General features: G+C 71.7%; 11 protein-coding genes. 3 read left to right on the forward strand and 8 right to left on the reverse strand.

Going from position 1 to position 11,621, the window contains the following annotated elements; translation table 11 throughout:
• Positions 1 to 648: 648 nt before the first annotated feature.
• The gene (locus ACTG9Q_RS32715) at positions 649 to 1,224 is read left to right on the forward strand and encodes a snapalysin family zinc-dependent metalloprotease (protein ID WP_455576822.1); all 576 of its coding nucleotides are present in this window, start codon (positions 649 to 651) and stop codon (positions 1,222 to 1,224) included.
• A 58-nt stretch (positions 1,225 to 1,282) separates the two neighbouring features.
• On the opposite strand, the gene paaZ is transcribed toward ACTG9Q_RS32715, so the two are convergent.
• The gene (paaZ, locus tag ACTG9Q_RS32720) at positions 1,283 to 3,304 is read right to left on the reverse strand and encodes a phenylacetic acid degradation bifunctional protein PaaZ (RefSeq protein WP_455576823.1); all 2,022 of its coding nucleotides are present in this window, start codon (positions 3,302 to 3,304) and stop codon (positions 1,283 to 1,285) included.
• A gap of 325 nt (positions 3,305 to 3,629) precedes the next feature.
• On the opposite strand from paaZ, the gene ACTG9Q_RS32725 reads away from it, so the two are divergent.
• Complete coding sequence (locus tag ACTG9Q_RS32725) at positions 3,630 to 4,352, forward strand: S1 family peptidase (protein WP_455576824.1); 723 nt, start codon at positions 3,630 to 3,632, stop codon at positions 4,350 to 4,352.
• Positions 4,353 to 4,466: 114 nt separating this feature from the next.
• Here the strand turns inward: ACTG9Q_RS32725 and ACTG9Q_RS32730 are convergent, their stop codons facing one another.
• The 7 genes from ACTG9Q_RS32730 to ACTG9Q_RS32760 form a co-directional block, all read right to left on the reverse strand.
• The gene (locus ACTG9Q_RS32730; protein ID WP_455576825.1) at positions 4,467 to 5,081 is read right to left on the reverse strand and encodes an HNH endonuclease family protein; all 615 of its coding nucleotides are present in this window, start codon (positions 5,079 to 5,081) and stop codon (positions 4,467 to 4,469) included.
• 153 nt (positions 5,082 to 5,234) lie between these two features.
• Positions 5,235 to 6,848 carry a solute symporter family protein gene (locus ACTG9Q_RS32735; protein ID WP_455576826.1) on the reverse strand — a complete coding sequence of 538 codons (1,614 nt, stop codon included), beginning with the start codon at positions 6,846 to 6,848 and terminating at the stop codon, positions 5,235 to 5,237.
• On the reverse strand, positions 6,845 to 7,186 hold the full coding sequence (locus ACTG9Q_RS32740; protein WP_455576827.1) for a DUF485 domain-containing protein: 342 nt from the start codon (positions 7,184 to 7,186) through the stop codon (positions 6,845 to 6,847). Before ACTG9Q_RS32740 ends, ACTG9Q_RS32735 begins: the two co-directional genes overlap by 4 nt.
• Before the next feature lie 63 nt (positions 7,187 to 7,249).
• The gene (locus tag ACTG9Q_RS32745; RefSeq protein ID WP_455576828.1) at positions 7,250 to 9,013 is read right to left on the reverse strand and encodes a sodium/solute symporter; all 1,764 of its coding nucleotides are present in this window, start codon (positions 9,011 to 9,013) and stop codon (positions 7,250 to 7,252) included.
• Positions 9,010 to 9,381, reverse strand: a complete 372-nt coding sequence (locus ACTG9Q_RS32750) for a hypothetical protein (RefSeq protein WP_455576829.1) — start codon at positions 9,379 to 9,381, stop codon at positions 9,010 to 9,012. The genes ACTG9Q_RS32745 and ACTG9Q_RS32750 overlap by 4 nt, the downstream gene beginning before the upstream one ends.
• Complete coding sequence (locus ACTG9Q_RS32755) at positions 9,378 to 10,157, reverse strand: LytR/AlgR family response regulator transcription factor (protein ID WP_455576830.1); 780 nt, start codon at positions 10,155 to 10,157, stop codon at positions 9,378 to 9,380. Before ACTG9Q_RS32755 ends, ACTG9Q_RS32750 begins: the two co-directional genes overlap by 4 nt.
• On the reverse strand, positions 10,157 to 11,224 hold the full coding sequence (locus ACTG9Q_RS32760; RefSeq protein ID WP_455576831.1) for a sensor histidine kinase: 1,068 nt from the start codon (positions 11,222 to 11,224) through the stop codon (positions 10,157 to 10,159). The genes ACTG9Q_RS32755 and ACTG9Q_RS32760 overlap by 1 nt, the downstream gene beginning before the upstream one ends.
• Positions 11,225 to 11,405: 181 nt before the next feature.
• Here ACTG9Q_RS32760 and ACTG9Q_RS32765 point away from each other — a divergent pair.
• A partial coding sequence (locus ACTG9Q_RS32765) for an acetyl-coenzyme A synthetase N-terminal domain-containing protein (RefSeq protein WP_455576832.1) occupies positions 11,406 to 11,621 on the forward strand: 216 nt, incomplete at its 3' end.

Genomic DNA, 11,621 nt, shown 5'->3' on the forward strand with positions numbered 1-11,621 from the left:
CCAGAATCGAAATCTGGTCAAAAATATACTCAAAGGAACCCAATTGAACGGGTTCACTTCATAAAAGCTCTACTGGCTTTTATCGGCACACTGTTGAGTTCTCAAACAACACACGCACATCTGCCAAGTCCGCCGAGGCGGCGCCTGCCAGAGGCTGATACTGCCAAGTCTTTGTCTTCTCGATCGCCGCGCCCGTTCCGTATTTCCCGGCCCGTTCCGCGCTGACAAGAAGAAAGTTACACCCCCGCGAATCCGGGATCAAATCGGGGGGTCCCCCAACTCCATACCCACTCCCGGCGGAGGCCAAACCTGTTGCGGCACAAGGCAATCGGGAGCAGACCCCAGGAGCGACCGCCCCGATGCCCCTCGACGCCGCCGACACCCCGAACCAGCCGCGGGATCGGCCGTTTTCGCAGTTCAACCGCCGGATGGGTGGGCCGGGGCGCCCCGCGGCCCTCACGCGCAGTCAACCCGCACCAGGTTTCTGTGATCGCGGTCACTATCTCTAGGGGTCGGACTACGCACCGGGTAGGGCTAGTCACGGAGGAGTTCTACGTCGTCGCCGTCCCTTCGGCTGAGACCTCGCCCTGCAGAGCACCACGAGGGAGGCCCCTGTCCCGGGGCCACTCACATTGAGGGAGTGATCCAATGCTTCGACGCACTTTGGCGTTCGTGGCCACGAACGTGGCCCTTGCCGCCGCCCTGGTCGCGGGCATCTCCGCGACACCCGCCGCCGCGCAGACCCTGCCGCCGTCCGCCCTGGCGATGACTCTCACCTACGACGACTACTACGCCGCCGAGTTCAAGGACGAGATGGCCACCGCCGTGCAGATCTGGAACAGCGCGGTGACCAACGTGCGGATCGTGAAGGCCCAGCCGGGCCAGCGGGTGAACATCCGGGTGCTGGCCGACGACGGCTGGCCGCGCGCCACGCTGGGACCGGTGCGCTCCACCGGCAGCGTCACGGTCTGGATGGGCCGCACCGCGGTCAACCAGGGCTACAACGTGGTCCGCATCGCCACCCACGAGCTCGGCCACTCGCTGGGTCTGCCTGACCGGCGGACCGGGCTGTGCTCGGACCTGATGTCGGGCAGCTCGGCCCCGGTCAGCTGTGCCAACGCCCAGCCGAGTTCCGCGGAGCGGTCCTCGGTGCAGCGCAACTACAGCGGGTTCATGGGCACCTCGCTGGGCGCCAAGCAGGTCGTCATCACCGACGCGGGCTGATCCATGACGAAGGGGCGGTGCCCACGCGGACACCGCCCCTTCGGCTCGCTCGGCCCGCTCAGCCCTTGGCGACCAGGGTGAGCACGTCGTACTTGGCCGCCACGGCCCCGTCCTGCTTGACGACCTCGGCGTCCCAGCGGACCTCGCCGTAGTCGGCGTTCTCCCTCGGGGTGATCTGCTTGGCCGTCAGGGTCACCGTCAGCGCGTCACCCGGGTAGACCGGGGTGACGAACCGCAGGTTCTCCAGGCCGTAGTTGGCCAGCACGGGTCCGGGCTCCGGCGAGACGAACAGCCCCGCCGCGAAGGACACCACCAGGTACCCGTGCGCCACGATCCCGCCGAACAGCGGGTTCGCCGCGGCGGCCGCCGGATCGGTGTGGGCGTAGAAGGTGTCCCCGGTGAACTCGGCGAAGTGGTCGATGTCGGCCTGGGTCACCTCGCGCGGGCCTGCCACCACCGAGTCGCCGACGCGCAGGTCGGCCAGCGTCTTGCGGAACGGGTGGACGTCCTCGCTGCGCGGCGCGCCCTGCGCCCACTGCCCGGTGATCGCGGCCAGCACCTTCGGGCTGGCCTGCACCGCCGTGCGCTGCATGTGGTGCAGGACGGCGCGGATGCCGCCCATCTCCTCGCCGCCGCCCGCCCGGCCGGGCCCGCCGTGCACCAGCGGCGGCAGCGGTGAGCCGTGCCCGGTGGACTCCCGGGCGTTGTCGGTATCGAGCACCAGGAGCCGTCCGTGCCAGGGGGCCGCGCCGATCACGACCTCGGCGGCGAACCCGGCGTCGCCGGTGACCACCGAGCCGACCAGGCTGCCCTGGCCGCGCGCGGCCAGCTCCACGGCGTGGGCGGTCGAGGTGTACGGCAGCAGGGTCGCCACCGGCCCGAACGCCTCGACCTCGTGCGGTTCGGCGCGGTCGGGGTCGGCGCGCAGCAGGATCGGGGACAGGAAGGCGCCGCGCTCGGCGTCGGCGTCGACCACCTCGACCCGCTCCGGGTCGCCGTAGACGATCTGCCCGGCGGCGATCAGCGCCTTCAGCGACCGGCGCACCTCCTCGCGCTGCTCCAGCCCGGCCAGGGCGCCCATCCTGACTCCCTTGGCGGCCGGGTTGCCGATGACCACGCCCGCGAGCCGCTCGGCGGTGGCCGCGGCGACGTCGTCGATCAGCTCGGCGGGGACCAGGGCGCGGCGGATGGCGGTGCACTTCTGGCCCGCCTTGGCGGTCATCTCCGTGACCAGGGACTTCACGTAGAGGTCGAACTCGGGGGTGCCGGGCCGGGCGTCGGGGCCGAGGATCGAGCAGTTCAGCGAGTCGGCCTCGGCGTTGAAGCGCACGGCGTGGCGGACGACGGCCTCGTGGGTGCGCAGGCGCTGGGCGGTGGACGCCGAGCCGGTGAAGGCGACGAGGTCCTGCGGGGTGAGGTGGTCGAGCAGGTCGCCCGCGCCGCCGCAGACCAGCGAGAGGCTGCCCTCGGGCAGGATGCCGGACTCGACGATCAGCTCGACCAGCCGCGCGGTGAGGTAGGCGGTCTGGCTGGCGGGCTTGATCAGGCTCGGCACCCCGGCGACGAAGGCGGGCGCGAACTTCTCCAGCGGCCCCCACATGGGGAAGTTGAACGCGTTGATCTGCACGGCCACGCCGTGCAGCGGGGTGAGGATGTGCTGGCCGAGGAACGTGCCGCCCTTGCCCAGCGGCTCCACCGCGCCCTCGACGTGGACGCGCGAGTTGGGCAGCTCCCTGCGGCCCTTGCCGCTGTAGGCGAACAGCACGCCGATGCCGCCGTCGACGTCGATGCCCGAGTCCGCGCGGGTCGCCCCGGTGCGCGCGGACAGGGCGTAGAGCTCGTCCTTGTGCTCCATCAGGTGCAGGGCGAGGACCTTCAGCAGGGCGGCGCGCTGGTGGAAGGTCAGCTCCCGCAGCGCGGGCCCGCCCACGCGCCTGCCGTGGTCCAGCGCGGCGGCCATGTCGACCCCGGCGCTGGAGATCCGGGCCACCTCCGCGCCGGTGACGGCGTCGTGCAGTGGGGCGCCCTCCACCGTCGGGGTGTGCCATCGTCCGCCGACGTAGCTGCGCAGCAGCGCCATCGAGTTCGCCTCCCGTGCTCGTCGCGGCCGGTGTCGCCGCCCGCCTGCCGCCAATGCTAGTGCCAGCGACAATCGCGCCGATCGAGATATTCAACCCCGTCAATTGTCGGGGTCCAAACGGTAATGGGAACGGCACACCCTTGCCTTGCGGGGGAATGGCTGTAAAAGTTGCTATCGGGCCACGATCGACAGGCAGGCGCGGCAAACCCGCAGGTCCAGACCCGGTGACCGGGGCGGGCCGCGCGATCTGCACCGCCGATGGCGCGCCCATTTCCCGATTCAGCCCCTGCTGCGGAATTGTCCGCGGAATCGAGAAGAATCACCTATGAAGATATCGAAGCTGGCGCTGGCCGTCACCACGGCGGCGTTCGCCCTGCTGGGCGCCGCCCCGGTCGCCACCGCGGCCCCCGCCGCTCCCCCGGCGGACTTCGAGGTCAGCCCGATGATCATCGGGGGCGGTCTCGCGAGCAACGCGCCGTGGGCCGCCCGGCTGTTCTCCAACGGTCGGGAGACGTGCTCGGCGAGCATCATCGCGCCGCAGTACGTGCTGACCGCCCGCCACTGCGTCTCCGGCGGCGGGATCAGCTTCCGCATCGGCAGCCTCAACCAGCACTCCGGTGGTGTGGTCGCCAACGCGGTGCAGATCTACAACCACAGCGCCGACATCTCCATCGCCCGCCTCGACCGGGCCGTGCAGGCGACCTACGCCCCGCTGGGCACCTCGACCGACGTGCGGGTCGGGCAGAACGTGCAGATCTACGGCTGGGGCGCCACCTCGCGCTGCGGCTCGGAGATCAACTGCCAGTCGCAGTACCTGAAGGTCGCCACCGTGCAGGTCCAGTCGGTCACCGCGAGCGACGCCTACGGCGGCGTGGCCATCCGGGCGTACCGCGTCAACGGCATCGCCGCGGGCGGGGACTCCGGCGGCCCGATGTTCGCCAACGGCCGCCAGGTCGGCGTGGCCTCCACCAGTGACCGCCAGTCGGTCACGAACTACACCAACGTCACCCGCTACCGCAGCTGGATCAGCAGCATCGCGGGCGTCTGAGGGCAGTGACACGAGGCGGGGCCGCCACCGGCGGCCCCGCCTTCTCGCGTCGGCGGGCCGGTTGGTACCAGTGGCTGGCCAGTATCGGCGGGCCTGCAGGCGTCGGCGGGCCGGTCAGCAGGTGTTCAGCATCCGCGACAGCTCGGCGTGCTCGGCGTCGTCGACGGAGAGCTTGTAGCGGACCTTGACGGTCACGTAGCTGGTGGCGTACTCGCACCAGTGCTCGCGGACGGGGCGCCAGCGGCCGGGGTCGTCGTCGCCCTTGCTGCCGTTGGACTTGCCGGTGACGGCGATGAGGTTGTCCGGGTCGTTGTAGAAGGCGTTGCGCTGGGCTTTCGTCCACTTGCGGGCGCCGGAGCGGTTGGCCTCGGCGAGCGGGACGATGTGGTCGATCTGCAGGTCGGCGGCGCTGTCGACGACGAGCCCGTCGTAGACGCTGGTCCAGCAGTCGCCGCCGGGGCAGGCGGGGCGGCACTGGGTGTCGACGTCGAGGCCGCGGCCGTCGCGGGCCAGGACGCGCTCGCGGGTGTTGCACTTGGTGGCGGGGTCGTAGTCCCAGTCACCCCAGTCGTCGCGGCTGTAGTGGGCGCCGGTGTCCTCGCGGCGGGGCTCGCCGAGGTCCGCCAGGGCGGGTGGTGGGGTGGCGGGCGACGAGCCGGATGGCGCGGTGACCGGGAGCGCGCACCCCGCGGCCAGGAGGAGCACAGCGAGCGGTAGTCGGGAGGACATACGTTCACACTTACGTGGTCACCCGGTTGAGCGGAAGATTAGGGAAGGTCCCGATGTGGTCACGACGGTGGGTGACCACATGGGGACGGCTCCCGCCCACCCTCCTCGGGCGGACGGGAGCCGTCGTCTGGGGCGTCCCGAGTGGACTTCCCGCTAGTGGTCGGTCGCCTTCTCGGCGCCGACGCCGGTCAGGGCGCGCACCTCCATCTCGGCGAACTTCTCCGAGTCGGTGTCGGCCTTCTTGCCGACCAGCGTGCCGAGCCAGCCGAGGATGAACGCGACCGGGATCGACACGATGCCGGGGTTCGACAGCGGGAAGAAGGCGAAGTCCGCGCTCGGGAACATCGAGCTCGCCTTGCCGGAGACCGCGGGCGAGAAGACGATCAGCAGGACGCAGACCGCCAGGCCGCCGTAGATGCTCCACAGCGCGCCGGTGGTGTTGAACTTCTTCCAGAACAGCGAGTAGAGGATCGTCGGCAGGTTCGCCGACGCGGCGACGGCGAAGGCCAGCGCCACCAGGAACGCGATGTTCTGGCCGTTGGCGATGATGCCGCCGCCGATGGCCACCGCGCCGATGACCACGGCGGTGATGCGGGCGACGCGGACCTCGGCGTTCTTGTCGTCGACCTTGCCGCGCTTGATCACGTTGGCGTAGATGTCGTGGGCGAAGGACGCCGACGCGGTGATCGTCAGGCCCGCGACGACGGCCAGGATCGTGGCGAAGGCGACCGCGGCGATGAACCCGAGCAGCACCGGCCCGCCGAGGGCCTGGGCCAGCAGCGGCGCGGCGGAGTTGGCCCCGCCCGGGGCGTTCCTGATCGCCTCCGAGCCCACCAGGGCGCCTGCGCCGTAGCCCAGGACCAGGGTGAACAGGTAGAAGATGCCGATCAGCCAGATCGCCCAGACCACCGAGCGGCGGGCCTCCTTGGCCGTGGGCACGGTGTAGAAGCGCATCAGGATGTGCGGCAGACCGGCGGTGCCCAGCACCAGGGCGAGGCCCAGGGACAGGAAGTCCAGCTTGCTGGTCTCGCTGGCGCCGTACTGCAGGCCCGGCCCCAGCACGCCCTCGCCTTTCGGGCTGGCCTCGACCGCGGCGCCGAGCAGGGTGGAGAGGTTGAAGCCGAACTTGGCCAGCACCCAGATCGTCATGGCCAGCGCGCCGGTGATCAGCAGGGCGGCCTTGATGATCTGCACCCAGGTGGTGCCCTTCATCCCGCCGACGAGCACGTAGACGATCATGATGATGCCGACGATGGCGATGACGACGGCCTGCCCGCCCTTGCCGGTGATGCCGAGCAGCAGCGCGACCAGGCCGCCCGCGCCCGCCATCTGGGCCAGCAGGTAGAAGAACGAGACCACCAGGGTCGAGGTGGCGGCGGCGGCGCGGACCGGGCGCTGGCGCATCCGGAAGGCCAGCACGTCGCCCATCGTGTACTTGCCGGTGTTGCGCAGCAGCTCCGCCACCAGCAGCAACGCCACCAGCCAGGCGACCAGGAAGCCGATCGAGTACAGGAAGCCGTCGTAGCCGTTGATCGCGATGGCGCCCGCGATGCCGAGGAACGACGCGGCCGACAGGTAGTCACCGGAGATCGCCACGCCGTTCTGCGGGCCGGTGAACGAGCGGCCCGCGGCGTAGTAGTCCGCGGCGGTCTTGGTGTTGCGGCTGGCGCGGAAGACCACGACCAGGGTCACCGCGACGAAGGCGGCGAAGATCGAGATGTTGAGGGCGGGGCTGTTGCCTTCCACCCCTTGGGCGAAGATCGTCATTCGTCCCCTCCGACGGTCTCGCGCAGCCTCTGCGCCAGCGGGTCGAGCTTGCGGTTGGCGTAGCGCACATACAGCGTCGTGATCGCGAAGGTGGACACGAACTGCAGCAGGCCGAGCACCAGGCCGACGTTGATGTTGCCGACGACCTTGGTGGACATGAAGTCGTGGGCGTAGTCGGCGAGGAGGACGTAGGTCAGGTACCAGACCAGGAACAGCGCCGTCATGGGGAAGACGAACACGCGCAGTCGCCTGCGCAGCTCGACGAACTCGGCACTCTCCTGGACCTCGGTCCACTGATCATGCTCTGGTGGCCGAGCCTGCGACTCGGTGCTGCTCATGCGCGCCTCCTCCGACGGGGTGGTGCGCGTCACGGTAGGGAGAGCAGGCGGGAGCGCGACCAGTCATCGGTCCAATCGACGGGTTATGCGACGAACGGCCGATGAACGGCGGGCCGACCAGGACGAGTGGCCCAGGTCACGCGCGCGGGGCTCGACCACCGGGGTGCGGCGCTCGCGCAGGTGCAGGCGCAGCATCGCCGCGGCCGACCAGGCGGGCGGCCTGCCGAACAGCGACACCACGATCATGGTGGTGAACGCCAGCGGCACCGACCACGGCGCGGGCTGGGCGACCAGGATCGCCACCCACCCCTCGAACGGCGGCCCGAACAGGGTGGCCGCGATCGCCCCCGCCGAGGCCAGCAGCCCGGCCGAGACCCCCGCGAACGCCCCGGCCGCGGTCAGCCGCGACCACCAGATGCCCAGCACCAGCAGCGGGCAGAACGTCGAGGCCGCCACGGTGAAGCCCCAGGTGACCAGCACGCCCGCGTCGATGCGCGCCGAGGGCAGCGCCAGCAGCACCACGACCGCGGCCGCCCCGATGACGGTGAACCGCAGCCGGGCCAGCCCGCCGGGCAGCAGGTCGTGGGAGATGGCGCCCGCGACCACCAGCAGCAGCCCCAGCGAGGTGGCCAGGAACGCGGCGAACGCGCCCGCGGTGAGCAGCCCGGTGAACACCGACCCCCACGGCCCGGCGTCCACCTGGGACGGGAGCGCGACCACGGCGGTGTCCGTCGCCCCGGACAGGAACAGCTGCGGGACGAGGACCTTGGCGAGGGTGCCGTAGATCCCGGGGAACAGGTAGAAGACGCTCAGCAGGCCGACGGTGAGCGCGGCGGTGCGGCGGGCGGCGCGGCCGTCGGGGCTGGTGTGGAAGCGCATGAGCACGTGCGGCAGGCCCATCGTGCCGAGCATGGTGGCCACCAGGACGGCGAGGGTGCCCAGCAGCGGGTAGCCCGCGTCGCGCAGGTTCAGCAGCGGGCGCTGCCAGCCCTCGGCGCCGGGCGCCGAGCCGCCGCGCAGGCCGGGCACCGGCGCGCCCTCGGCGAAGACCAGCCTGCTGCCGGGGGCGACGGTGAGCTCGCCGGGCGGGATGACCCGTAGGCCACCGGGTTCGCGCACCGGGGTCGGCTCGTCGATCTCCAGGGTGACCTGCAGGTCGAAGGCGACCGGGGTGTCCTTGGCGAAGTGGGTGAACTCCACCGGGTGCACGGCGTCATAGCGGACCTGCGGGCCGACGGTGATCAGCAGCCAGATGGCCGGGATGATGAACAGCAGCAGCTTGAACACGAACTGGAACGCCTGCACGTAGGTCGCCGCGCGCATCCCGCCCAGGGCCAGCGTCATCGCGGCCACGACCGCCGCGATCACCACGCCCACCCAGTACGGGCTGCCGCCCACCACGCTGAGCACCAGCCCCGCGGTGCGGAACTGCGGCACCAGGTACAGCCCGCCGATCACCAGCACGACGACGGCGGCCAGCCGCCGCAGCGAGGTCGACGCCAGCCTGGCCTCGGCGAAGTCGGGCACGGTGACCGCCCCCGAGCGGCGCATCGGGGCGGCGACCAGGGTCAGCATCGCCACGTAGCCCGCGGTGAACCCGACCGGGTACCAGAGCGCGCCCACGCCGTCCTTGACCATGAGCCCGGCCACGCCGAGGAACGACGCGGCCGAGAGGTACTCCCCCGAGACCGCCGCGGAGTTGAGCAGCGGGGAGACCCCGCGCGAGGCGATGAGGAAGTCCGACGTGGTGCGCATGGCCGCGACCCCGCGCAGCCCGATCAGCAGCGTGGCCAGCACGACCGGGACGACGGCGAAGGCGACGATCACGGGGCGGGTCCGGGCGGGGCCGCGGTGTCCTCGGCCCGCTCGGCCCTGCGCAGCTGCCACCACGACAGCGCCACCATCGCCGGGTAGGGCACCAGGACCAGCGCCAGCCAGGACACCGGGATGTCCAGCACCCGCACCTCGTCCAGCTCGGGGTGGGCGCGCAGCACCAGCGGCAGGCCGATCATCAGCAGGAGCAGCGCGGCGATGGCGCCGACCGCGAGGACCCGCTGCGCCCGGTAGACCTCGACCGCCCTGCGCACCTCGGCGGGGTCGAGGGCGGGCGGGCGCCAGGCCGTGCGGTGCCTGCGCCGGGCGTGCGCCAGGCGGGTCTGCGGGCTGGTGACGACCTGGCGCCGCTGCGGGCTCACCGCCTGCCCAGCTCCCCGCGCTGGGCGGCCTGCAGCAGGCGCTCGCGCAGCTCGCGGGCGTGGCGGCGGCTCACCGGCACGTCACCGAGGTCGGTGTGGGCGAGCATCCCGCCGACGGAGTCGCTGCGCAGCTCGCGCACCGCGTCGATGGCCACCAGGTAGCCGCGGTGCACCCGGACGAACCCGGAGTCCTCCCAGTACTCCTGCAGCCGCGAGATCGGCATGCGGACCAGGTGCACGCCGCTGCCGGTGTGCAGGCGCACGTAGTCGCCGTGGGCCTCGGCGTAGCGGACGTCGCCGCGGCGCACGTAGCGGATGCGGCCGTCGGTCTCCACCGGCAGCACCGGCATCGCGTCCGGGCGCGGCGGGGCGGACGGCTCGGTGGCCTCGGCGGCCTTGCGGGCGGCGACGAAGCGCTCCACCCTGGCCAGGGCGTCGCCGAGCCGCTCGGCGCGGACCGGTTTGAGCAGGTAGTCCAGCGCGCCGATGCCGTAGGCGGAGACGGCGTGGCCGTCGAAGGCGGTGACGAAGACGATGGCGGGCGGCTCGCTGAGCTTGGCCAGCAGCGAGGCCAATTCCAGGCCGTTGAGGCCGGGCATGGAGATGTCGAGGAACACCCCGTCGAAGTGCTCGCCCTGGATCATCTTCAGCGCGCTGAGCGCGTCGGCGGCGGCCCGCACGTCGTCGACCTCGGGCGCGGCGCGCAGCAGCCTGCACAGCTCGTCCAGCGCGGCCCGCACGTCGTCGACGGCGAGCACCCGCAGTCCGCTGCCCATCACGGCATCACTCCAGGGGAGAACATCGGCATCCGGACGATGACCTTGGTCCCGGCGTCCTCGGCGGTCTCCAGGACCAGTCCGTACCAGGAGCCGTACACGTTACGCAGCCGCCGGTCGACGTTGGCCAGGCCCACGCTCCCCACGAGGTCGCGGCCCGCGAGCAGGGCTTCCGCCCTGGCCGGTGCCATGCCCACGCCGTCGTCCTCCACGGTGATCACGCAGTCGCTGCCCTCGGCCTCGCCCGCGACCTGCACGAGGCCGCCCTCGGCGCGCGGCTCGATGCCGTGGCGCACGGCGTTCTCCACCAGCGGCTGCAGCACCAGGTAGGGGATGGCCACGGCCAGCACCTCGGGCGCGACCCGCACCTGGACGCGCAGCCGGTCGCCGAGCACCGCGCGCTGCAGGGCCAGGTAGGTCTCGATGGCGTGGAACTCGTCGGCGACGGTGGTGTACTCGCCGTGGCCGGCCAGGCTGTAGCGGTTGTAGTCGGCGAAGTCGAGCATCAGCTCGTGGCTGCGCTCGGGGTCGGAGTGCACCAGCGAGGCGATGACGGTGAGCGCGTTGTAGACGAAGTGCGGGGAGATCTCGGCCCGCAGCGCGCGCAGCTCGGCCTGGGCGGCGTGCTCGGCGCTGGCCTCCAGCCGGGCCCGCTCCAGCGCGGCGGTGATCCAGTCGGCCAGCTCGCCGACGGCGGTGCGGCGGACGGGGCCCGCCACGACCAGCACGCCTGCCAGCTCGTCGTGCACGTGCAGGGGGTGCACCACCAGCGGGGGGCGGCCCGCGCGGGTCTCGGTGTGCAGGACCTGGTCGACCAGCTCGACCCACCGCGGTCCCAGCGGCACCGACCCGGCCCACACCGGGCGCCCGGTCAGGTCGGCGAGGCCGACGCCGGTGGCCCCGAGGAGCCTGCGCACGCCGCGCGCCGCGGCCCGGACCCGGGGGCCGGAGAGCCCGTCAGCCAGGTCGTCGGCGATGTGCCGGGCCGAGGCGAGCACGGCCGCCGGGTCGGTCCGGGACCAGGGCAGCCGGGGCCCGGCGGGCTCCCCCGTCCGTGGTGCCGCCATCAGCTCCCCTGTTCGTTTCCGCCGGTTCGGGTAGATGTTAAGTCCTGTTGACGCCTGTCCGGATAACGCTCGTGGACCGTTCGTCCCCTCCCCCACACCATCTGTCGCGCGTTCCCGCACGGGGCCGCTCCACGCTCCTACGGTGACCCAGCACACGGCGCGGCGCGGTTCGGGAGGATCGATGAGCGGACAGACCCTGGACAACCTGTCGACGGAGACACGGGTGTTCCCCCCTTCCCCGTCCTTTGTCGAGCGGGCCAACCTGACCGAGGACGTTTATGGGCGGGCTGTGGGTGATCGGTTGGGGTTCTGGGCGGAGCAAGCACACCGGTTGCAGTGGTCCCGCGAGTGGAACGAGGTCCTGGACTGGTCCGACGCCCCGTTCGCGAAGTGGTTC

The sequence above is a fragment of the Actinokineospora lacus genome (assembly GCF_053813445.1).

Coding starts and splice junctions, on each gene's coding strand:
- ACTG9Q_RS32725 (WP_455576824.1), top strand. CDS start 3,630: ATGAAGATATCGAAGCTGGCGCTGGCCGTCACCACGGCGGCGTTCGCC.
- ACTG9Q_RS32715 (WP_455576822.1), top strand. CDS start 649: ATGCTTCGACGCACTTTGGCGTTCGTGGCCACGAACGTGGCCCTTGCC.
- ACTG9Q_RS32740 (WP_455576827.1), bottom strand. CDS start 7,186: ATGAGCAGCACCGAGTCGCAGGCTCGGCCACCAGAGCATGATCAGTGG.
- ACTG9Q_RS32755 (WP_455576830.1), bottom strand. CDS start 10,157: ATGGGCAGCGGACTGCGGGTGCTCGCCGTCGACGACGTGCGGGCCGCG.
- ACTG9Q_RS32735 (WP_455576826.1), bottom strand. CDS start 6,848: ATGACGATCTTCGCCCAAGGGGTGGAAGGCAACAGCCCCGCCCTCAAC.
- paaZ (WP_455576823.1), bottom strand. CDS start 3,304: ATGGCGCTGCTGCGCAGCTACGTCGGCGGACGATGGCACACCCCGACG.
- ACTG9Q_RS32760 (WP_455576831.1), bottom strand. CDS start 11,224: ATGGCGGCACCACGGACGGGGGAGCCCGCCGGGCCCCGGCTGCCCTGG.
- ACTG9Q_RS32730 (WP_455576825.1), bottom strand. CDS start 5,081: ATGTCCTCCCGACTACCGCTCGCTGTGCTCCTCCTGGCCGCGGGGTGC.